Source organism: Paenibacillus sp. B46(2026) (genome assembly GCF_056786355.1).
In genome coordinates this window covers 4582595-4603901 of record NZ_CM165907.1, presented here as the reverse complement: position 1 = coordinate 4603901, position 21307 = coordinate 4582595, and the positions used below count along the sequence as shown (strand labels likewise).

Sequence of the window (21307 nt, the reverse complement as noted above, 5' to 3'; positions counted from 1 at the left end):
GACAAAAAAAGTTGAGAACACACCCCCATGATTAGACAGACTTTGAACAGGGGGCTCCGTATACTTGTGAATATGCTCATGAATATCAGGATACCGGGATACCGTTATTTCGATATGTTGCGCGCAGGCAGGTGAATGAGTGTGGTAGTTTATGTGGATCTTATTTTTTTGACAAACCTGTGTATTGACGGTGCACTCATCGGAATGACCGCCTGGATGCGCAAAACAAAGCTGGTTTGGTGGAGATGGTTGCTGTCAGCCATTGTGGGCGCATTATACGTGGTCATGATGTTTGTACCGGAGTTTGATTTTATGTTCACTTTTTTGATCAAGTTCGGGTTTTCGCTGGTTATGCTTACGATTGCTTTTGGTTTTAAAGGTCTGCAGGCTTTTGCGAGGACGCTCGGTACCTTCTATGTGATTAATTTTGTCGCTGCCGGAGGTATTCTGGGTGTGCATTACATGCTTCAGAGCTCTGGAGAGCTGTTTAACGGCATCTGGTTTACTGCTTCTGGTGGAATGTCATTTGATCTGAAAATTGCCTTCTGGTTCACGTTTATTGTATTTTTTGCTGTCCTGTTTTTGTTCAAAGCTGTGCAGAGCTCGAAACGGAAAACGGATCGCATGACGACCTATTTGGGCAAAGTTGAGGTCTGCATCGATGAGGTAGTCATTTCTTGTACAGGCCTTCTGGATACGGGCAATCAACTCACAGATCCCTTATCGCGCATGCCGGTCATGGTGATGGAGGTTTCGTTATGGCAAGACATGCTGCCGGCTTCATGGAAGGGCAGACTCAAGGACGAGGCGCCGGACAACCTTATTATGGAGCTTGATCAGGAAAGTTTTCAGTGGCAGGATCGACTGCGGCTTGTGCCCTATCGGGGCATTAACAAAGGGACTGCATTTATGCTGGCGTTGAAGCCGGACCGGGTGAAGGTAACGATGGAGGAAACATGTTATGAGACGACAAGGGTATTAATTGGACTGGATGGAGGTGTGTTGTCGTCGGATGGGAAATACCAGGCCGTGATTCATCCTGAACTTGTGCAAGACGCTGCTTCTGCGCAGTCTACGGCTCTCTCTGCGGGAGCAACAGAAAAGCCGCTGAATGTGGTATAGGAGGAACGTACATGCTTGTGAAATGGAAACTGGTGGCGCAGCTGCAATATTACCGTCTGTTATTTTTGTTGGGACTCAAAAGCGAAGAGATCTATTATATTGGGGGAAGTGAGGCACTTCCGCCGCCTTTGACAAGGGAAGAGGAAGAATTTTTACTGCAAAAATTATCCTCGGGAGACTCGGCCATTCGCGCGATGCTCATTGAGCGCAATCTGCGTCTGGTGGTATACATCGCACGAAAATTTGAGAATACAGGAATCAATATTGAGGATCTGGTCTCCATAGGAGCCATCGGACTGATTAAGGCAGTTAATACATTCGACCCGGAAAAGAAAATCAAACTGGCAACCTATGCTTCACGTTGTATCGAAAATGAAATTTTGATGTACCTGCGACGCAATAGCAAGATCCGAACTGAAGTTTCTTTTGATGAACCGCTCAACATTGATTGGGATGGAAATGAACTATTATTATCCGATGTATTGGGTACAGAAAACGATACAATCTATCGGAATATTGAAGAGCAGGTAGACCGAAAACTGTTGCACAAGGCACTGGAAAAATTAACGGAGCGCGAGCGAATGATTATGGAGCTTCGTTTTGGCTTGACGGATGGAGAAGAAAAGACCCAAAAAGATGTAGCGGACCTACTTGGAATCTCCCAATCCTACATCTCTCGTCTCGAAAAAAGAATCATTAAAAGACTCCGCAAGGAGTTCAATAAAATGGTCTGAAATACAACATTGGTCAGAATGGGTATTACTGGCAAGGGTGCCAAGTACGAATAAAAAAGCCTGCCCCGGAGATAATGTACATTAATGTTTCTCCTTGGGAGGTAAATCACGATGACCCGAAACAAAGTCGAGATTTGTGGCGTGGACACCGCAAAATTGCCTGTCCTCACCAACACTGAAATGCGGGAATTGTTTCATTCCCTACAGCAACACCATGATCGCTCAGCAAGAGAGAAATTAGTGAATGGCAACCTGCGTCTGGTACTCAGTGTCATTCAGCGTTTTAACAATCGGGGGGAGTTTGTCGATGATCTGTTCCAGGTTGGTTGCATCGGCCTGATGAAAGCCATTGATAATTTTGATTTATCCCAGAATGTCAAATTTTCAACCTACGCGGTGCCGATGATTATCGGTGAAATCCGTCGATACCTGCGTGATAATAACCCGATCCGGGTATCTCGCTCCTTGAGGGACATTGCTTACAAAGCACTTCAGGTCCGTGACAGCCTGACGAACAAAAACTCTCGGGAACCGACGATATTCGAAATTGCGGAAGTACTGAATGTGCCGAAGGAAGATGTTGTTTTTGCACTAGACGCCATTCAGGACCCGGTCTCGCTCTTCGAACCGATCTATCATGATGGTGGAGATCCGATCTATGTTATGGATCAGATCAGTGATGACAGAAACAAGGATGTGTCGTGGATTGAGGAAATTGCACTCCGTGAAGCGATGCATCGTCTTGGTCAGCGGGAAAAAATGATTCTGTCAATGCGGTTTTTCGAAGGAAAAACCCAGATGGAAGTGGCTGATGAAATTGGCATTTCCCAGGCTCAGGTATCACGTCTGGAGAAATCAGCGATACAGCAGATGCAAAAACATGTAAAGTCGTAACACGATGGGCAGAAGGACGATCAATCGGAGCAGTGTATACCGTTGGTCGTCTTTTTGTTTTGGCCCTTTCCACATTTGATGAAAAACAGGACATTTTTCGCCCCTGAAACATATATTGTATAGAAGCGTGAAGAACGGGCAGAAGAGGAATAACAGGGGGCGGAAATGAATGAAAGTGAATACGAGCGAAGTAGCGGCACGAGGCATGAAAATCTCGGACTTTCAGACAAAGGATGTCATTAACATTACGGATGGTAAACGTCTGGGTCAGATCAGTGATTTGGAGCTGGATCTGAAGCAGGGACGAATTGAAGCGATTGTAGTGCCAGGGTACAGCCGTTTTATGGGTCTTTTTGGCGGGGGGACGGATCTGGTGATTCCCTGGAGAAATATTGTGAAGATTGGTTCAGATGTGATTCTGGTGAAGATGGATGAGGTAAAGGAAACGACGTATGACGAGCGTGATCGTGAAGCGCGCCTGTATGATGAACAGCAGCATAACCGCACAGAACGTGTGGAACGTATTGAACGATCGGAACGTAATCAGCGTCGAACGATATAAATGAGACAGAATGTGGCTCATTTGGTACACTGGAAGTGGTGAGGTGAGAGAATGGAACCCTTTGTATTGGATAAGGAATTACTTAAACGGACAGAGAGCCCAAATTCAGATTTTGGTTCTGACCCGTTATTATTATATGTGGAGCCTTGGAGACAGCAGTTTGAAAAGTTAACGGTTGGGTTTACGACAAGACATGGTGGAGTCGGAAATGTTCCCTATGGCACGCTCAATTGTGCTTATCATGTGGGGGATGATCCTGAAGTTGTACTTAACAACCGCAGGCTTGTAACCGAGAAGCTTGGCTTTGCAGCAGAAGCATGGACCTGTGGAGAGCAGGTACATGGCAAACATGTAGCTGTAATTACCGCTGAAGATCGGAGCAGGGGATTACTTGATCGTCAGTCGGCGTTACAGGATACGGATGGATTGGTCACAAATGTGCCGGGTGTGCTGCTGACTTCTTTCTACGCTGATTGTGTTCCGCTTTATTTCTATGACCCGGTTCAGCAGGCTGTAGGCCTTGCTCATGCCGGCTGGAAAGGTACCGTTGCGGGTATCGCTATATCCATGGTGGAGACGATGGAGCGGGAGTATGGAAGCTGCAGACAGGATATTCGGGCTGCCATCGGTCCGTCCATTGGGGATTGCTGTTATGAAGTGGATGAGGCGGTCATGCAGCATGTACGGGTTTGGTTTGAGGATTCTCCGGTTAATGATAAATACGAGGATTCTGCTTCTAAACAAGCATATCGACCTGTGAATAACGGTAAAACGATGTTAAACTTGAAAGAATGTAATCGACACATTATGATGAAAGCAGGAATAATGCCGGATCATATCGAATGTACAACATGGTGTACAAGTTGTCATCCCGAACTATTTTTCTCCTACCGGAAGGAAAATGGGGTTACAGGGCGGATGGCGAGCTGGATTGGGCTGGAAGAGAGGTGACCCTCTGTGTCATTGGAGGAGCGTATACAACAGGTAAATCAGAAGATTGAGGATGCATGTCGGCGCAGTAACCGTCATCGTGATGATGTGAATGTGATTGCAGTCACGAAGTACGTCTCACTGGAAACAACGGGATCGGTGCTGGATCATGGTCTTGAGCATATTGGAGAAAACCGGTGGCAGGATGCACAGGCCAAATGGGAAGCTTTTGGTCAACAGGGTACCTGGCATTTTATCGGTCATTTGCAGACGAACAAGGTGAAAGACGTGATTGGCAAGTTTCGTTACATACATTCACTGGATCGTTTGTCATTGGCGAAGGAGTTGGATAAGAAAGCAGCTTCACTTGGCATACAAGTGGAAACGTTTTTGCAGGTGAATATTTCGGGTGAAGAGAGCAAGTATGGTTTACAGCCTGAACAGGCAAGTTCTTTTTTGCGTGATATTCGTTCGTTCAACAATCTCAAGGTCGTCGGCCTGATGACCATGGCACCTCATGAGGAAGATCCGGAGCTGACGCGTCCCGTATTTCGTGGATTGCGTGAGCTGAGAGATCAATTGAATGGACAAGCCCTTACAGCAGAACCATTAACTGAGCTGTCGATGGGGATGTCCAATGATTTTGAAGTGGCCATTGAAGAAGGTGCAACCTGGGTACGGCTAGGATCGATTCTTGTAGGAAAAGAGGAGGGTTCACGATGGGCGTAATGAATAAATTTATGAATTTCCTCGGACTTCAGGAAGAGGAAGAGATTGTGGAACGTGAACGAATGGCTGCGCAGGAGGAAAATGAGGCTGAACATCAGGAAGCTGAAACCTCCAGTCTCGATAAACGTAGAAACCAAAGGGGGAATAATGTGGTGAGCATTCATTCCCAGAAAAATGTTAAAGTTGTCCTGTATGAACCGCGTTCTTATGACGAGGCTCAGGAAATTGCCGACCATCTGCGTTCGCATCGTACCGTTGTGGTGAACTTGCAACGTATTCGCCAGGACCAAGCGCTGCGCGTTATTGATTTTTTGAGTGGCACGGTATATGCATTGGGTGGCGGTATTTCCAAAATCGGCGGAAACATTTTTCTCTGTACGCCAGATACGGTTGAAATTCAGGGCTCAATTACGGAAATACTGGCTGACAGCGAGCAAGATTATAACAGAATGAGGTGAGCCGTTTTTGTATCAGATCGAGGTTGTGTTATCTGCGCTATATCAAATTTACTTCTACATGGTCATCGTCTACATATTGATGTCATGGCTTCCCAACGCACGGGAGAGCTTTATCGGTGAATGGCTGGGTAAATTAGTGGAACCATATCTAAGTCCATTCCGTCGATTTATACCACCTTTGTTCGGGGTGCTGGATATTTCCCCGATTGTGGCGCTGATCGTTCTTCAACTGGCGCTTAATGGGCTGATCTCCATACTTCGGTATTTTGCATATTAGGGTAGGGTGACATAGATGAGCGGTGAAATTTACGAACATTTTAGCCATGATGAGCGGGATTTCGTAGATAAAGCTTCGGACTGGGTTGAGCGGGCAGGCAAGTATCATGACATGAAGCTAACTGACTTTCTTGACCCAAGACAGGTTTTTATTTTACAAACTCTTGCCAATCGTCGAAATGACGTTCAGATTCGTCTGGATGGTGGTTACGAGGCTGCTGAGCGGAAACGTGCGCTGGTAGCACCGGATTACATGTATCTGGATGATGAGGATATGGGTATGCAGGTGCTCAGTATCACGTCTGATGATCAGAAAATCTCGGAGCTGGAGCATGGGGACTATATGGGTTCCCTGCTCGGGCTTGGGATGAAACGTGGAAAGATCGGAGATATCCAAGTGCTGGAGGACGGTTGCCATACAGTGGTGGCGGCGGAAACCGGCGCTTTTTTATCGCTTCAACTGAATCAGGTGCATCGGTTACATGTGTTCACAGAGTTACTTCCTTTGGATCAAATGCGATGGTCGGAGAACAAACTGGAGACGATGGACATTACGGTCGCTTCTCTTCGTTTGGATGGAATCTGTGCAGATGTGTATCGGCTTAGTCGCAGTAAAGTGCTGGTGCCGATCAAAGCCGGTCGCTGCCGAGTGAACTGGAAGGTTGAGGAAGATCCCTCCAAATCGCTAAAAGCGGGTGATGTCGTATCCATTCAGGGATTTGGCCGTTTCAAGGTTATGGAACAGGATGGGATGACTAAAAAAGGGCGCTGCCGAGTGAAAATCGGCAAATTTGCCTGAGTCTGTTGCAGGAAAATCCGCTTTCTTGTCGAAATGTTTATCATAAAGGTGTAGAAAATACGCGGTGTATCCGATATACATTAAGTCAAAGATTTATGCTGCAAACCTTCTCTGGACGGGAAGGAACTTTTACAGGAGGTGGACAGCATGCCATTAACGCCGCTGGACATACACAACAAGGAATTTTCCCGACGTTTGCGCGGGTATGACGAGGATGAAGTCAATGAATTCCTGGATCAAGTCATCAAAGATTACGAAGGCGTCATTCGCGAGAACAAAGAGCTGAGCAATCAGTTGCTGTCCGTTCAGGAAAAACTGGATCATTTTGCCACGATTGAAGAGACACTTAGCAAAACGATCATCATTGCGCAGGAAGCCGCTGATGATGTGAAGGGTAATGCCAAGAAAGAAGCACAGTTGATCGTGAAGGAAGCAGAGAAGAATGCAGACCGAATCGTGAACGAATCGCTGGGTAAATCGCGTAAAATTGCTTTGGAAGTGGAAGAACTGAAAAAGCAGGCATCGATTTACCGTGCACGTTTCCGCACGCTTGTTGAAGCGCAGCTTGAACTGTTGACTCAGGATGGTTGGGAAGTGCTGGAGAGCCGGGAGCAGGAAGTGCGTGACCGTGAGCGGGAGATGAAAGAAATTTATTAGTCTGTCGCCTGGTTGACTTTTGTCTGCAAAGAGGCTATAACTATATTCATAATGAATAGTGATTCCATGACGGGTTCAGTACGTTATGATCTCATCCCTCAGAGAGTTGGTGGTTGGTGCAAACCAATGGATGAGTTATAGCCGAATATCTCCCCGGAGAAGTGACGCTGAAGCGGTGTACTTGAGTGCCGTGTGTAAGCCGAACCGTAAGCCGTACGTTATAACGGCACCCTGCGGTAGTATAGCGGGGCATAAGCGCTGTTGATGACAGAGCATACCCAGCTTGTCTGGATGTGGTTTGTGATGAACAGAATTAGGGTGGTAACGCGAGTATAGCCTCGTCCCTTTCCAGGGACGGGGCTTTTTTGTGTCCAAAAAAGGCGAACGTGCATGAGGCCCGAAGGGACCTCAAGGAGAGAGCCCACGCCGGGAGAGCGAAGCGCCCGGCAAACGGGTTTCGCCAAGGCGAACGTACATGAGGCCCGAAGGGACCTCAAGGAGAGAACTGCCCGCCGGGAGAGCGAAGCACCCGGCACACGGGTTTCGCAGTAAGGCCATGCGGCGTTCACGCAGTGAACAGCCGCAGAATGGCTGCACTTCGCACATCCCCCCTCGCCCATACGCGCCACCAATCCGTCACCGACAACCCATCCTGGGTGTCCAGAGGGCGGAGCGCCTATGGGGTCCCCCTTGGCAAGGGGGATTTAGGGGGATTGAAACGCTTTTTGTGGACGGTCCACAATCCAACCAAAGAAAGGGAAGTTGATCATCATGCAACGAGTTGACGTCAAAGAGAAGGCACGTGCCAGAGAATTACGCGTGTTAGATAAATGGAAAACGGAGAACACATTCAAAAGATCCATCGAAAACCGGGAGGGCAAGCCAAACTTCGTATTTTATGAAGGGCCGCCTACAGCAAACGGAAAACCGCATATCGGTCACGTACTGGGACGCGTAATCAAGGATTTCGTTGGACGGTATAACACGATGAAGGGTTACCGTGTCGTTCGTAAAGCGGGCTGGGATACACATGGTCTGCCGGTAGAACTGGGTGTACAGAAGAAGCTCGGCATCTCCCATAAGTGGGAAATCGAAGATTACGGCGTGGAGAAATTCATTAACGAATGTAAAGCGAGCGTATTCGAGTACGAGCAACAATGGCGTGATCTGACGGAAGGTATCGGTTATTGGACGGATATGGATAACCCGTATATCACTCTGGATAACAACTACATCGAGAGTGTATGGAACATCCTGGCGACGATCCACGAGAAAGGACTGCTGTATCGTGGTCACCGTGTGAGCCCGTATTGTCCATCTTGTCAGACGACACTGAGTTCCCATGAAGTTGCACAAGGGTACAAAGACGTCAAAGACCTGAGCGCTACAGCGAAATTCAAATTGAATGACAGCGGAGAATTCGTACTCGCCTGGACGACGACGCCTTGGACACTGCCTTCACACGTAGCACTTGCCGTGAATCCGGATATGGACTACTCCCGTGTACGTCAAGAGGATGAAGTGTACATCATGGCTACCAATCTGGTTGAGAAAGTGATGAAAGATACCAAAGGTGAGTATGAAATCATTGGTGCATTGAAAGGTGCCGATCTGGTTGGCAAAACGTATGATCCTCCGTTCAACTACGTACAGGCTGAGAAAGCTAACATCATTTTGGGTGCAGGTTTTGTAACGGATGCAAGTGGTACGGGTATCGTACACATGGCTCCTGCCCATGGTGAAGATGACTACCGTGTATGCCGTGAGAATGGGATCAGCTTTGTGAACATGGTGGACCTGGAAGGCAAATTTGTCGCTGAGGTTACTGATTTTGCCGGACGTTTCGTGAAGGATTGTGATATTGATATCGTGAGATATCTGTCCGAGAAGGGACGTTTGTTCAGCAAAGAAAAATATGAGCACAGCTATCCATTCTGCTGGCGTTGTGATACACCGCTTCTGTATTATGCGATGGACAGCTGGTTTATCCAAACAACAGCCATCAAGGACCAACTGATTGCCAACAACAGTGAAGTGGACTGGTACCCGGGTCATGTTCGTGAAGGTCGTTTCGGGAAGTTCCTTGAAGATCTGGTGGATTGGAACATCAGCCGTGACCGTTATTGGGGAACTCCACTGAACATCTGGGTATGTGAGGAGACTGGCGAACAATTTGCTCCACACAGCATTGCTGAATTGCGTGCTCGTGCGGTAGGAGACGTGCCTGAGAATCTTGAATTGCACAAACCATACGTGGATGACGTTAAAGTCATGAGCTCTTGTGGCAAATATGAAATGAAACGTACACCGGAAGTGATTGATGTCTGGTTCGACAGCGGTTCGATGCCGTTTGCCCAGCAGCACTATCCATTTGAAAATAAAGAAGTGTTCGAACAGCAGTATCCTGCAGATATGATCTGTGAGGGAATTGACCAGACACGCGGCTGGTTCTACAGCTTGCTGGCAGTTTCTACCCTTTTGACAGGCAAAGCGCCTTATAAAGCGGTTATGGCTACAGGTCACGTTCTCGACGAGAACGGACAGAAGATGTCCAAATCCAAAGGTAACGTTATCGATCCTTGGGAAGTGATTGAAGAATACGGTACAGATGCATTCCGCTGGGCATTGCTGTCTGACAGCGCACCGTGGAACAGCAAACGTTTCTCCAAAGGCATCGTAGGCGAAGCGAAATCCAAAATGGTGGATACACTGGTCAACACCCATGCATTCCTGACGCTTTACGCGACCATTGATGGATTTGATCCACAGGAGCATCCGTTCCAACTGTCCGCTCACAAGCTGGATCGCTGGATTCTGTCGAGACTGAACAGCCTGATTCTAGTTGTAGAAAAAGCGCTGTTGGTTAACGACTATCTGAACTCTTCCAAAGCGATTGAAGCGTTTGTTGATGAGTTGAGTAACTGGTACATCCGTCGTTCCCGTGACCGGTTCTGGGGAAGTGGCCTGACAGAGGATAAATTGGACGCTTACCGTACATTGACTGAGGTACTGGTGACTACTGCGAAGCTGGTTGCTCCATTTACTCCGATGCTCGCAGAGGATATCTATCTGAACCTTGCTACAGGCGAGAGTGTGCACATGGAAGACTATCCGGTAGCCAATGAAGCGCTGATTGATGCAGGACTGGAACAGGATATGGAGACGGCTCGCCGTGTGGTTGAACTTGCCCGTAACGTACGTAACGAAACAGGTATCAAGACACGTCAGCCGCTGTCCGAATTGATTGTATCCCTGGATAAAGGCTTTGACCTCGCAAGTTATGAAGAGATCATCAAGGAAGAGATCAATGTGAAGGGAATCCGTACGGAGCATAATGATGCGGAATTCGTTGACTTTACATTGAAGCTGAACCTGAAGGTCGCAGGTAAAAAATACGGCAAAAACGTAGGTTTCCTGCAAAACTTCTTCAAGGGAATGTCCGCAGATGAGACACGTAAAGTGGTTTCGGAAGGTGTGCTGAACATCGTTTCTCCGGAAGGTGAAGAGCTGCAAGTGACGAACGAAGAATTATTGGTCGATAAACAGGCCAAATCAGGTTTTGCTTCAGCATCAGGCTACGGTCTGACGGTTGCGCTCAATACCGAAATCACGACAGCATTGGAACAGGAAGGCTGGGTCCGTGAAGTGGTTCGTGCTGTGCAGGATACCCGGAAACGACTGGACTTGCCGATTGAGAAAAGAGTACGTTTGACACTGGATGTGGATGCATCCCTTCAGGAAGCTATTCAGGCGTTTGATGATGTGTTGCGTGAAAATGTTCTCGTAACCGAAGTGACATTTGGCTCGAATGAGTCCATGGAACGCGTTGAAGCCGGAGGCAAATCGATCGGTATTTACATCGAAGCGTAATTCGGAGCATGTCCCATCCAATTAGGACAGAATATAGAGTATAAACAAACGAGCCGCAGAGGCAGGGACATATTCCCTGTATCTGGGCTCGTTTGTTTTTTAAGCAAAAAGGCAATGATTCTATAGTGCAGTCAATCTATATTTATCAAAGGAACTGACCAAAATATGAGCGAACATGACAAGCAAACCGCATCCACTTCACAATCAACATCAGATAATCTGAATTCGCATGACAAAATTGAAGAGTTGCATACCCTGACCAACCGACTGGCTAATGAACTGGAACGTTCACGGATTGCGCAATACACGGAACTTTTGAACAGGCCCTGGAAACTGGTTGGACTTAACCTGTTATCCGGAGCCGCACGAGGTGTGGGGATCGCAATTGGGTTTACCTTTTTCGCAGCAACGATCATCTACGTTTTACAGCTACTTGGGGCGCTTAATCTTCCTATTGTTGGGGATTACATCGCTGATATTGTTCGAATTGTACAACGGCAGCTGGAACTGACCACCTACTGAGGAACATGTGCAATGGAAACTTAATACGTCTCATCCGGCTCGTTATCCGGTTCCAGCAGGCCGTCACCTTCGCGATTCTTCAAATACTGCCGATATTGACGATTGCGCACGATGGATACATCATGACCGTAGATATCTGTTGCAACAAAGCTTTCGTATGCTTCAACACAACCTTCCACTTCATCTGTGGCTTCAATAGCCATAACGTCGTAGCTGTCAATATCACGTCCTTCAGCCATGGCTGGTGAATTTGATGTGCCCCAGCTCTCAACGATCTGCCAGGCGTCCTCGCCATCGAAGCCATTTTGGTCATCACGTTCGTCCAGACTTGTTCGACCAAATGCCGGGGCGAGGAACTCTTCTTCTACAGGGCGGTTTTCGGAGACAACCGTTTCCGGTTGATGTTGTTTGCAATATTTAGTGTAGGGCACAGCTTCCATGCGTTCATACGGAATGGGCTGCTGGCAGACCGCACATATACCATAATGTCCTTCTTCAATGGAGTGCAGGGCAGAATCGATTCTCTCCAATTGGAATTCATCATGTTCCAGCAGGGAAATATCTTTCTCGCGTTCATACACCTCTGTGGCGATGTCACCAGGATGATTATCAATCGGTGATAGTTCACCTGTCTGGAGCTTAAGGGAGTCTCCAAGGCCATAATGTTCGTTTTCCGACAGTCTATGTTCAATATCGCGCTTATCGGTCATCAATTGGGAACGTAAAAATTGCAGCTGTTCGGCAGTAAAATGCGACATGGTTTTCCCCTTTCTATTCCGTATGGAATCCGGATTTTGACTCTATTGTAGGATGTACCATTAAGGACAGGATTACAGAAGGGAAATGTTATCGTTTTTGCCATAAGCGTAGCAACACAGCGCGCCGTGGACGATTTCCAAACAGCTGTGCTACAATAAACAAGTCTGGCGTAAGCCTGGTATCGTTTGGAAAAGACAAGAACGGAGTGACAAACAAACGTGGTGTATTATATCCTCGCTTTTATCGTATTTTTATTGGATCAGGGAACCAAGTTCCTGATTGCAACCCGGATGGAACTCAGAGAAGAAATTCCGGTCATCGGCAATTTCTTTGTCATCACATCACATCGTAATTCAGGTGCAGCTTTTGGCATTCTGCAAGACCAGCGTTGGTTCTTTATTGTGGTTACGGTGATTGTAGTCGTTGCCTTGATTTGGTATTTGCAAAAGGTAAAAGATACCCCGCACAAATTGCTGCCTGTGGCGCTTAGTTTAGTGCTGGGGGGAGCGATTGGCAACTTCCTTGACCGGGCCTTGACCGGAGAAGTTGTGGATTTTGTACAGCTTAACTTTGGAAGTTACACGTTTCCCATTTTTAACATCGCCGACTCGGCAATCTGTATCGGTGTAGCGTTGATCATTGTGGAGACGTTGCTTGAAGGACGGCGCGAAAAAGCAGCCGCTAAGATTGAGGGGAATGAACATCATGAGTAATCCGAATGAGGAACAGATCAACGACGAAGAACTAATGAATGGCAATGAGCGTATGGAATGGACCGTTGCCGCTGAACATAAGAAAGAACGAATTGATAAATATATTACGGAAGCTGTGGACAACGTATCTCGCTCCCAAGTTCAATTGTGGATTGGAGACGGGTTAGTTACGGTAAATGGTGCTGTAGTCAAAGCCAATGCCAAGTTATCCGAAGGTGATCTGATTGAACTACAGATTCCTGAACCAACTTCTGTGGAGATCATTGCCGAAGATATTCCGCTGGAAGTGGTATATGAAGACAGTGACTTGATTGTGATTAATAAGCAGCGTGGTCTTGTGGTTCATCCAGCACCAGGACATACGTCTGGCACGCTCGTCAATGCGCTCATGTACCACTGCAAAGACCTTTCGGGTATCAATGGGGAATTGCGCCCGGGTATTGTGCATCGCATTGATAAGGATACGTCTGGCCTGATTATGGCTGCCAAGAACGACCGTGCGCATGCCTCGCTGGCTGCTCAGTTGAAGGACCATACGGTGAACAGACGTTATATCGCGCTCGTTCATGGTCATCTTAATCATGATCAAGGGACCATTGATGCACCGATTGGACGAGATACCAATGACCGCAAAATGTATACGGTCACGGAACGCAACAGTAAACATGCTGTTACGCATTTTACCGTTACGGAGCGTATCAATGACTACACCTTGCTGGAATTGAAACTGGAGACAGGACGTACCCACCAGATTCGGGTTCACATGAAATTTATTGGTCATCCGCTTGTCGGAGATCCCACGTATGGACGGAATAAAGGGATTAAAATGCAAGGACAGGCTCTTCATGCTGCCATTCTTGGATTCGTGCATCCGACTACGGGAGAATACCTTGAATTTACAGCTCCGCTTCCGCAGGATATGGAAGACGTGCTTGCTTCACTGCGCAGTCGTTAACAGCTCCAAGAAAGTACAAATGTTCGGATACTTTGTCCATGGCTTTGAATACGCAAATGCTTCATATTAAAGTGTAGAAATTTGCGTCAAATGAGGAGATGAACAACGTTATGAGTATCGATAAATATCAAGAAACTTACATTCAGACTAATTTTGCCGACCGTATCGGTGGCTCCAACTATGGTAAAGACACGAACATTTATAAATTCGAGAAGATCAAACGCGCCAAAGCTTCGGCCAAAAAAGATTTTCCTGATGTGGAACTGATTGACCTTGGTGTAGGTGAACCAGACGAGATGGCTGATGCAGGCATTGTCGCTGCACTTGCAGAAGAAGCTTCCAGACCTGAGAACCGTGGTTATGCGGATAATGGTATTCCTGAATTCAAAGCTGCTGCTGCTTCTTACCTGAAAAACGTATTCAACGTAGAAGGTATCGATGCAGATACCGAAATCGTGCACTCCATTGGTTCCAAACCGGCTTTGGCGATGATGCCTTCATGCTTCATCAATCCGGGTGATGTGACGATCATGACCGTTCCAGGTTACCCGGTTATGGGTACACATACGAAGTATCTGGGTGGAGAAGTGTTCAACATTCAATTGACAAAAGAGAACAACTTCCTGCCTGATCTGACGGCTATTCCGGAAGACATCGCAAAACGTGCGAAGCTGCTCTACCTGAACTACCCGAACAACCCAACAGGTGCAAGCGCGACGGTGGAGTTCTTCACTGAAGTCGTGGAGTGGGCGAAGAAATACAACGTAGTCGTTGTACATGATGCTCCATACGCAGCATTGACGTATGATGGCAAAAAACCGTTCAGCTTCCTGTCAGTACCTGGAGCGAAGGATGTCGGCGTAGAGCTGCACTCTCTATCCAAGTCCTACAACATGACGGGTTGGAGAATCGGATTCGTAGCGGGTAACCCGCTTGTAGTCAAAGCATTCAGCGACGTGAAGGATAACAATGATTCCGGTCAGTTCATCGCGATTCAGAAAGCGGCTGCATATGGTTTGAATCACCCTGAGATCACGGAAAAAATTGCAGAGAAATATTCCCGTCGTCACGACATGCTCGTTGCCGCACTGAATGAGCTGGGCTTCCAGGCTGAAAAACCTAAAGGTTCATTCTTCCTGTATGTTGAAGCACCAAAAGGTGTGGTTGGCGGACGTCGCTTCGAGTCCGGCGAAGATTTCTCCCAATTCCTGATTCGTGAGAAACTTATCTCGTCCGTACCTTGGGATGATGCGGGTAACTTTGTTCGTTTCTCCGTTACCTTTGAAGCTAAAGGTGAAGAGGAAGAGAAACGCGTTATTACTGAGATCAAACGTCGTCTGAGCGACGTGCAATTTGAATTTTAATTGTAGTATCCTATAGATTAATCATGTGAAATCGAAGAAGAGACCGGAAACGGTCTCTTTTTTTATGCCCATATTAGATTTTTTTCATTTACTCCCTTTACAAAATTATACAAGCAACATATGATTAGATCTTTACGTTATTTGTTATATACAGTAGTTGTTGTTGAAGGGAGTTATTACAATTGTTATCATCACGAACCAGTACGGTGTCCTCACCGGCTACAGGAACAGGCAGTACAGTTTCAGGATTAATCAGATTGTTAAGACCCAAACAGTGGACTAAAAATCTGCTGTTATTTGCTGCGTTACTTTTCTCTTTTGAAGAGATTCGGACTGAAACCATTCTTGCGACGTTGCTTGGTTTTATTCTATTTAGCCTCGTTGCAGGCTGTGTTTATATTTTGAATGACTTTGTAGACCGGGACAGAGATCAGCAGCATCCGGTTAAAAAGTATCGTCCTATGGCTTCTGGGCAGGTGAATCCGACTCATGGTTTGTTGTTTGGAATCATATTGTTGATCCTTTCCGTAGGAACAGCTTTTGTGGTGAACCCGCTATTCGGCGTGTTGTGTATCGTCTATTTCCTGTTGAATGTGTCGTACTCATTTGTTCTGAAGCATCTCGTTATCTTGGATATGATGACTATTGCAGCCGGTTTCGTACTTCGTGCTATTGCGGGTGGTGTGCTGATTCGTGTACCTTTCACACCGTGGTTTTTGATCTGTACAATGCTGTTGTCGTTATTTCTGGCCATTGGCAAACGGAGAAATGAACTTACCTTGCTTGAAGGGAACACAGGATCACATCGTAAAGTTTTGGATAACTATTCGATTACCTTGTTGGACCAATTCAATACGATTGTGACGACAGCTACGATTATCAGCTACTCCCTGTTCACATTCACTTCAGATCGAACCATTCACCTGATGTGGACAATTCCACTGGTCATTTACGGTATGTTCCGTTACCTGTATCTGATCCATATGAAGAACCAGGGAGGTTCGCCTGATCGTGTGCTGTTTGAGGACAAGCCCATATTAATTACGGTTATTTTGTATGTGATAAGTGTTGTTACAATATTTGCAATCTTTGAATAAAAGCTGAGGGGGATCAGGGTGAAAAGCACGAAAGTCGCGATCTTTGATATTGATAAAACGATTATACGCAGTGATTCCATGTTTCAATTTGTACATTATGGTGTTCGTCGTTACCCGTGGCAGGTATGGAGATTGCCCGTTATTGCATTACATACGGTTTTATTCAAAGCGGGATTCATGACGGTTGAACGAGTCAAGCGTTCCTACTTTCAAGAAATTGAGCGCATGTCTGAGAAAGATCTGGAACATTTCTTTGACACTCGTTTGCGTACGTCCATTTTTGCTGAGGCCAGTGTAGAGATGCAACATCGCAAGGAAGCAGGCTACCATGTCTTGCTGGTCACGGCGTCTCCGCATGCCTATATGAAATACTTTAAAAACTTTCCCTGGGTGGATCATGTAATTGGGACTGAACTGGTCCGTCATGCAAATGGTTACACGTGCAGAATTGAAGGCAGTAATTGCAAAGGGGAAGAGAAGGTACGCCGAATTCAGGCTTATCTGAGGGAGAAGAACATGATAATTGACTATGACCAGTCATGTTCCTACTCGGATTCCTTATCCGACCTTCCAGTCATGCAGCTAGTAAGTCAACGCTACTTTATTAACAAGCGTGTTCCAGACATGGAGGCATTAACGTGGGGGAAATAAAATCTCGTCATACCGGTAAATGGTTGATGCTCGTCTCCGCTTTTCTGACAGCAACGGGTCAATTGTTCTGGAAATGGGGAGTAACCGAGTGGATCTACCTGGGTGTTGGTTTTCTGTGTTATGGACTAGGAGCAATTTTGATGATTAAAGCTTTTGCTTTGGAAAAACTCTCTGTTGCTTATCCTCTGATGTGTGCCAGCTACGTATTTGCCTTAATCTATGGATATTTCTTGCTTGGGGAAGAAATTACGGTGCAGAAGCTGGCAGCAGTCGTACTGCTTGGAATCGGGGTGACATTAACCAGTGTTGATCGATAGCTGGATGGTTGCCGTATTAATTGTCATGACGTTGTGCGGTGCATTGGGCGGGGCCGGATTGAAAGCTTATGCGACCAGTCGCAATCGTCTGCATGTGCTCATGGGACTCGGATTCTACGGAACGGGTGCGTTGCTGAACATTGTGTTGTTGAAGTTTCTGCCACTAACCGTCGTACTGCCTGCCAACGCATTAACGTATGTCTGGACTCTTATCATAGCGCGGCTGGTATTTAAGGAGATGGTGGGCCCTTTACGCTGGATCGGTGTGGCGTGTATTATGGGCGGGCTATGTTTATTGGTGTTATAAGTTGAACATCCCCAGATTTTTTGATTCCTTTTTTCAAGGGGAAATCCGGTGATAGCGTATGCTTCCGATGTAGCTTTCTTTCAGAAAGCTTTTAGGCGAACGCTCCGCTTTTTCAGGTTTTTTCTGTCCTCTCCGTTTTTGTATAAATGATTAGTTCAAATTATGATAGTTTTTTATAAAATTTATTGGATGTGAAATGAAAGCATGAACTTTTTAGATTACATATTCTACAATCGCAGAATCAACTGGACAGCCTTTTTCCTGTTTGCGGGATTTGCTCTGTTCTATGGTTTAATGAACGGCTCGTATGTTCTGTACATTGAAAATAATGCAGAGATGCTTGGGGCGTATACTCCGTTTAATACGGCGCTGTTTCCGATCAATTTATTCAACTTTGATCCCTCAATGTATTATGGCGACAACAGTTCTTCCGTTATTCATCCGCTCATTTCCTTTCTCGCAGTCGCACTTGCGGCTATAGCGAAGCTGCTGGGAGGCAACTGGTTCTTTCTAATTTTGCAATCGTTGATCAATGCGGGTTCGGTGGTGCTGGCGTATCTGTTCCTGAGTCAAAAAGAAAACAAACCGACGATCACACCGCTGCTGTTCGCCTTGTTGTTTGGGTTCAGTTCCTACTTGATGTATACCGCATTGATTCCGGACTCGTATCCGTATGTGCAGTTCGTTATCCTGCTCTCTGTGGTTTACATGCAGTATACTCGTGAGCGTCAGGATGTACGTTATGTACCCAATGCATTGCTTGCATCGATTAACTTCGGACTAACCTCGACCAATATCGTACCGTTTGCTGCTGCCACATTCTTCAATATGAATGCATGGCGGAATAAGGCGAGTTGGAAGAAGTATATTGGTATCATGGCGCTAGCAGTTCTGATCATTGCCGTATTAACAGGTGTTCAATATGTTGCATTTGGAGGTCGCAGCTGGGTTAGTAACTGGCTGTTGGGCATTCAAAATGGCGGGACCAGCTATGCAACGCCATTCCAGTTTGCGGTTCACTGGAAAGCAATGAACATGTTAACCATCAATCCAATGCTGACACCGAAGATGCATTTACTGGACCCGGGCATGGCAGCCTTTGTTACGGATCTATCCCGTTCCAATCCAATCTATGTGCAGATTACAGGTATCTTTATTTTACTGCTGGCACTCATGGGCTTCATTAAGGGCATTCGTGAACGTGAAGTGTGGACCCTTGTGCCATATATTCTGTTTGCCTTTTTGCTTCATGTTGTTGTGGGCTTCGGTCTGGCTGTGTTTCAATACGATATGTACCTGTATGCAGGACATTATCTGTTTGCGTTCTTCCTGTTGGGTGGAGGTTTCGTCATCCGTATTCGTCCGGGCTTGGGCAAAAATGCGCTATTCGTTCTGCTTATGTTATCGGTGCTTCTTACGGCTGGTAATAATATATATCGTCATATCGAGACCTTATCTACGATTAAGCAGTCCTATGAACAGCTGGAGCAGGATCGTATGCTCCTTCAAGATTCAGACTCCGTCCATTAAAAGTATTCTTAACCCTTTACCGCATCTGTGGATGCGGGTAAAGGGTTATTTTGGCTATATCGAATTTCTCATTTGCCTATGGATAAATATGCAGAATTGTTGTATAATTATGAATAACCAATGAGATGTAATGTGCATGGATGTTTTTCGGCCTAACTGCTGATTCTAAGAAGAACGTAGCAGAGGATTTTCACCTGCGATGGTGAGGTGTTGACAGAGGGTTGTCTTTCTGTCATAATTCATGAAGACAAACGGACATATTGAGTACAGAACCCTGTGAGGTCCTGCAATATGAACGACATGAATAGCACCTTTAAATCAGTCCCGTGAGACTGGCAAGGTAACGTGAACGATACATCGTTTTTTGCTGCGGCAAATGAAGCGATGCATCCCCGAGAGTAAACTTTCTTCAGAGCGGTCTGAAGTTCGGAGACTCCTTGCCAATAAACACGGCAAGGAGTCTTTTTTGTTCTCCTCGTCACGGGGCCATGATGCTGAAGGGAAATCCTGAGGAGGCTGAACGCATGAGCACAGAGACACATGTCATTATGGATGAGACGGCGATCCGCCGCGCATTAACACGGATTGCCCATGAGATATTGGAGAAAAACAAAGGAATCGACGATTGTGTGCTGGTCGGTATCCGTACACGCGGGGTTTACCTGGCAGAACGGATTGCCGCCAAGATTGAAGAAATCGAAGGCGCCAAAGTCCCCTGGGGAGAACTGGATGTGACTCCTTACCGCGATGACCGCTTGGACGAGAATAAAGCGAATCGCAAGGAAATGTTGATTATGACACCTGAATCACTTTCGATCCACAACAAAAAAGTGATTTTGTTCGATGATGTGCTCTATACCGGACGGACGATTCGCGCAGCGATGGATGCCCTGATGGACTGTGGAAGACCGCAGAACATTCAGCTGGCTGTACTCGCAGACCGCGGACACCGGGAACTTCCGATCCGACCTGATTTTATCGGCAAGAATGTGCCGACTTCCAAATCAGAGGAGATCGAGGTTGCACTCATGGAAACGGACGGACAGGATGAAGTCAAAATCACTCAGAACCGGGGGGAACAAGCATGATGATTGCACAACCAGCATTGAGAGACCGGAGCTTGCTTGGACTGAAGGAACTTAGCCGAGGAGAGATCGAGTCGATTCTGAACAGAGCGGCTCACTGGGAAGCGCAGAAAGAGAAACTGGTTCCAGTACTGGAATCACGCTTCGTTGCCAACATGTTCTTCGAAAACAGCACACGTACCCGCTTCTCGTTCGAAATGGCAGAGAAACGCTTGGGCGCACAAGTGCTGAACTTCACGGCAGCGGCATCCAGTGTGGAAAAGGGAGAGTCCATCTACGATACGGTACGCACACTTGAGTCGATGGGCATTGATGCAGGGGTGATCCGGTTGAAACCGGCAGGCGTTCTGCAACAACTGGCTCGAAAAGTGAATGTCCCGCTCGTGAACGCCGGAGACGGCAACAATGAGCATCCCACGCAGGCACTGCTGGATCTCTACACGATGCGGAAAGCATTTGGCGAACTGAAAGGCTTGCGTGTCTCCATCATTGGTGACATTCTGCATAGCCGCGTAGCGCGCTCCAACCTCTGGGCACTGCAAAAGTTTGGTGCAGACGTACGATTCTGTGCACCACCAACGATGCAGGCACCGGAACTCGCAGAGCATGCTCCTTATGTCGGTCTTGAAGAAGCGCTGGATGCAGATGTAGTCATGATGCTCCGAGTTCAACTGGAACGTCATCAACATGGCTTAATTACTTCAGCAGAGGATTATCGCGAACACTACGGATTGACGGAAGAACGGGCGTCACGCCTAAAGCCAAGCACCATTATCATGCACCCTGCTCCTGTAAATCGCAACGTCGAGGTAGATGACGCGGTTGTGGAGAGTGAAGCATCGCGGATCTTCCCGCAGATGGCAAACGGCGTTCCAATCCGCATGGCGGTTATGGAACGTGCGATGAAACTGTAACAGGGTCTGGCTGTGGGTCATAGGCTGACGAGGATGGCAGTTCTTAATAGAGCAATAAGAGA

23 protein-coding genes and 1 other annotated feature are annotated in these 21307 nt (G+C 46.8%); of the genes, 22 read left to right on the top strand and 1 reads right to left on the bottom strand.

Annotated elements, in window-relative coordinates; genetic code table 11:
• Nucleotides 1–141 precede the first annotated feature (141 nt).
• The 12 genes from spoIIGA (at nucleotide 142) to AC1S8V_RS20615 (ending at nucleotide 11553) form a co-directional block, all read left to right on the top strand.
• Complete coding sequence (spoIIGA, locus tag AC1S8V_RS20670) at nucleotides 142–1122, top strand: sigma-E processing peptidase SpoIIGA (protein WP_482074535.1); 981 nt, start codon at nucleotides 142–144, stop codon at nucleotides 1120–1122.
• Nucleotides 1123–1133: 11 nt separating this feature from the next.
• A complete protein-coding gene (gene sigE / locus AC1S8V_RS20665) occupies nucleotides 1134–1856 on the top strand; it encodes an RNA polymerase sporulation sigma factor SigE (RefSeq protein ID WP_017687308.1) in 723 nt (240 codons plus the stop codon).
• A gap of 111 nt (nucleotides 1857–1967) precedes the next feature.
• Nucleotides 1968–2750, top strand: coding sequence for an RNA polymerase sporulation sigma factor SigG (gene sigG, locus AC1S8V_RS20660; RefSeq protein ID WP_017687309.1), 783 nt, complete (start codon nucleotides 1968–1970; stop codon nucleotides 2748–2750).
• 169 nt (nucleotides 2751–2919) lie between these two features.
• The gene (locus AC1S8V_RS20655; RefSeq protein ID WP_482070547.1) at nucleotides 2920–3312 is read left to right on the top strand and encodes a YlmC/YmxH family sporulation protein; all 393 of its coding nucleotides are present in this window, start codon (nucleotides 2920–2922) and stop codon (nucleotides 3310–3312) included.
• A gap of 51 nt (nucleotides 3313–3363) precedes the next feature.
• Nucleotides 3364–4263, top strand: coding sequence for a peptidoglycan editing factor PgeF (pgeF, locus tag AC1S8V_RS20650; RefSeq protein WP_482070546.1), 900 nt, complete (start codon nucleotides 3364–3366; stop codon nucleotides 4261–4263).
• A gap of 6 nt (nucleotides 4264–4269) precedes the next feature.
• Nucleotides 4270–4971: a YggS family pyridoxal phosphate-dependent enzyme gene (locus AC1S8V_RS20645; RefSeq protein ID WP_036614854.1), complete on the top strand. Its 702-nt coding sequence runs from the start codon at nucleotides 4270–4272 to the stop codon at nucleotides 4969–4971.
• A complete protein-coding gene (locus tag AC1S8V_RS20640) occupies nucleotides 4962–5429 on the top strand; it encodes a cell division protein SepF (protein WP_036614853.1) in 468 nt (155 codons plus the stop codon). Before AC1S8V_RS20645 ends, AC1S8V_RS20640 begins: the two co-directional genes overlap by 10 nt.
• A 7-nt stretch (nucleotides 5430–5436) precedes the next feature.
• Complete coding sequence (locus AC1S8V_RS20635) at nucleotides 5437–5706, top strand: YggT family protein (RefSeq protein ID WP_482070545.1); 270 nt, start codon at nucleotides 5437–5439, stop codon at nucleotides 5704–5706.
• Between the two features lie 15 nt (nucleotides 5707–5721).
• Nucleotides 5722–6504 (top strand): YlmH family RNA-binding protein, encoded by a 783-nt coding sequence (locus AC1S8V_RS20630; protein ID WP_482070544.1) that lies wholly within the window; start codon nucleotides 5722–5724, stop codon nucleotides 6502–6504.
• Nucleotides 6505–6651: 147 nt separating this feature from the next.
• Entirely contained in the window at nucleotides 6652–7161 is a 510-nt protein-coding gene (locus AC1S8V_RS20625) for a DivIVA domain-containing protein (protein ID WP_458127311.1), read from the top strand.
• 57 nt (nucleotides 7162–7218) lie between these two features.
• Nucleotides 7219–7510: a binding site (T-box leader), on the top strand.
• 422 nt (nucleotides 7511–7932) lie between these two features.
• Nucleotides 7933–11031, top strand: a complete 3099-nt coding sequence (gene ileS, locus AC1S8V_RS20620) for an isoleucine--tRNA ligase (RefSeq protein ID WP_482070543.1) — start codon at nucleotides 7933–7935, stop codon at nucleotides 11029–11031.
• Between the two features lie 165 nt (nucleotides 11032–11196).
• Nucleotides 11197–11553, top strand: a complete 357-nt coding sequence (locus tag AC1S8V_RS20615) for a DUF5665 domain-containing protein (protein ID WP_482070542.1) — start codon at nucleotides 11197–11199, stop codon at nucleotides 11551–11553.
• Between the two features lie 20 nt (nucleotides 11554–11573).
• On the opposite strand, the gene AC1S8V_RS20610 is transcribed toward AC1S8V_RS20615, so the two are convergent.
• The gene (locus tag AC1S8V_RS20610) at nucleotides 11574–12311 is read right to left on the bottom strand and encodes a TraR/DksA C4-type zinc finger protein (protein ID WP_482070541.1); all 738 of its coding nucleotides are present in this window, start codon (nucleotides 12309–12311) and stop codon (nucleotides 11574–11576) included.
• A 219-nt stretch (nucleotides 12312–12530) separates the two neighbouring features.
• On the opposite strand from AC1S8V_RS20610, the gene lspA reads away from it, so the two are divergent.
• From lspA to AC1S8V_RS20560, 10 genes are all read left to right on the top strand, one after another.
• Nucleotides 12531–13025, top strand: coding sequence for a signal peptidase II (lspA, locus tag AC1S8V_RS20605; protein WP_062835441.1), 495 nt, complete (start codon nucleotides 12531–12533; stop codon nucleotides 13023–13025).
• Nucleotides 13018–13980 carry an RluA family pseudouridine synthase gene (locus AC1S8V_RS20600; protein ID WP_482070540.1) on the top strand — a complete coding sequence of 321 codons (963 nt, stop codon included), beginning with the start codon at nucleotides 13018–13020 and terminating at the stop codon, nucleotides 13978–13980. Before lspA ends, AC1S8V_RS20600 begins: the two co-directional genes overlap by 8 nt.
• Before the next feature lie 110 nt (nucleotides 13981–14090).
• Entirely contained in the window at nucleotides 14091–15344 is a 1254-nt protein-coding gene (locus AC1S8V_RS20595; protein ID WP_482070539.1) for an LL-diaminopimelate aminotransferase, read from the top strand.
• A gap of 206 nt (nucleotides 15345–15550) precedes the next feature.
• Nucleotides 15551–16441 carry a decaprenyl-phosphate phosphoribosyltransferase gene (locus AC1S8V_RS20590; protein ID WP_482074534.1) on the top strand — a complete coding sequence of 297 codons (891 nt, stop codon included), beginning with the start codon at nucleotides 15551–15553 and terminating at the stop codon, nucleotides 16439–16441.
• A gap of 18 nt (nucleotides 16442–16459) precedes the next feature.
• The gene (locus tag AC1S8V_RS20585) at nucleotides 16460–17092 is read left to right on the top strand and encodes an HAD family hydrolase (RefSeq protein ID WP_482070538.1); all 633 of its coding nucleotides are present in this window, start codon (nucleotides 16460–16462) and stop codon (nucleotides 17090–17092) included.
• A 26-nt stretch (nucleotides 17093–17118) separates the two neighbouring features.
• A complete protein-coding gene (locus AC1S8V_RS20580; RefSeq protein WP_482074533.1) occupies nucleotides 17119–17409 on the top strand; it encodes an EamA family transporter in 291 nt (96 codons plus the stop codon).
• A 4-nt stretch (nucleotides 17410–17413) separates the two neighbouring features.
• Complete coding sequence (locus tag AC1S8V_RS20575; protein WP_482070537.1) at nucleotides 17414–17716, top strand: DMT family transporter; 303 nt, start codon at nucleotides 17414–17416, stop codon at nucleotides 17714–17716.
• A gap of 204 nt (nucleotides 17717–17920) precedes the next feature.
• Nucleotides 17921–19246 carry a DUF6080 domain-containing protein gene (locus tag AC1S8V_RS20570; RefSeq protein WP_482070536.1) on the top strand — a complete coding sequence of 442 codons (1326 nt, stop codon included), beginning with the start codon at nucleotides 17921–17923 and terminating at the stop codon, nucleotides 19244–19246.
• 524 nt (nucleotides 19247–19770) lie between these two features.
• The gene (gene pyrR / locus AC1S8V_RS20565; RefSeq protein ID WP_017687330.1) at nucleotides 19771–20334 is read left to right on the top strand and encodes a bifunctional pyr operon transcriptional regulator/uracil phosphoribosyltransferase PyrR; all 564 of its coding nucleotides are present in this window, start codon (nucleotides 19771–19773) and stop codon (nucleotides 20332–20334) included.
• Nucleotides 20334–21245, top strand: a complete 912-nt coding sequence (locus tag AC1S8V_RS20560) for an aspartate carbamoyltransferase catalytic subunit (protein WP_482074532.1) — start codon at nucleotides 20334–20336, stop codon at nucleotides 21243–21245. Before pyrR ends, AC1S8V_RS20560 begins: the two co-directional genes overlap by 1 nt.
• Nucleotides 21246–21307 lie beyond the last annotated feature (62 nt).

Coding starts and splice junctions, on each gene's coding strand:
- sigE (WP_017687308.1), top strand. CDS start 1,134: ATGCTTGTGAAATGGAAACTGGTGGCGCAGCTGCAATATTACCGTCTG.
- sigG (WP_017687309.1), top strand. CDS start 1,968: ATGACCCGAAACAAAGTCGAGATTTGTGGCGTGGACACCGCAAAATTG.
- AC1S8V_RS20655 (WP_482070547.1), top strand. CDS start 2,920: ATGAAAGTGAATACGAGCGAAGTAGCGGCACGAGGCATGAAAATCTCG.
- pgeF (WP_482070546.1), top strand. CDS start 3,364: ATGGAACCCTTTGTATTGGATAAGGAATTACTTAAACGGACAGAGAGC.
- AC1S8V_RS20640 (WP_036614853.1), top strand. CDS start 4,962: ATGGGCGTAATGAATAAATTTATGAATTTCCTCGGACTTCAGGAAGAG.
- AC1S8V_RS20630 (WP_482070544.1), top strand. CDS start 5,722: ATGAGCGGTGAAATTTACGAACATTTTAGCCATGATGAGCGGGATTTC.
- AC1S8V_RS20625 (WP_458127311.1), top strand. CDS start 6,652: ATGCCATTAACGCCGCTGGACATACACAACAAGGAATTTTCCCGACGT.
- ileS (WP_482070543.1), top strand. CDS start 7,933: ATGCAACGAGTTGACGTCAAAGAGAAGGCACGTGCCAGAGAATTACGC.
- AC1S8V_RS20615 (WP_482070542.1), top strand. CDS start 11,197: ATGAGCGAACATGACAAGCAAACCGCATCCACTTCACAATCAACATCA.
- AC1S8V_RS20610 (WP_482070541.1), bottom strand. CDS start 12,311: ATGTCGCATTTTACTGCCGAACAGCTGCAATTTTTACGTTCCCAATTG.
- AC1S8V_RS20600 (WP_482070540.1), top strand. CDS start 13,018: ATGAGTAATCCGAATGAGGAACAGATCAACGACGAAGAACTAATGAAT.
- AC1S8V_RS20595 (WP_482070539.1), top strand. CDS start 14,091: ATGAGTATCGATAAATATCAAGAAACTTACATTCAGACTAATTTTGCC.
- AC1S8V_RS20580 (WP_482074533.1), top strand. CDS start 17,119: ATGCTCGTCTCCGCTTTTCTGACAGCAACGGGTCAATTGTTCTGGAAA.
- AC1S8V_RS20575 (WP_482070537.1), top strand. CDS start 17,414: ATGGTTGCCGTATTAATTGTCATGACGTTGTGCGGTGCATTGGGCGGG.
- AC1S8V_RS20570 (WP_482070536.1), top strand. CDS start 17,921: ATGAACTTTTTAGATTACATATTCTACAATCGCAGAATCAACTGGACA.
- pyrR (WP_017687330.1), top strand. CDS start 19,771: ATGAGCACAGAGACACATGTCATTATGGATGAGACGGCGATCCGCCGC.
- AC1S8V_RS20560 (WP_482074532.1), top strand. CDS start 20,334: ATGATTGCACAACCAGCATTGAGAGACCGGAGCTTGCTTGGACTGAAG.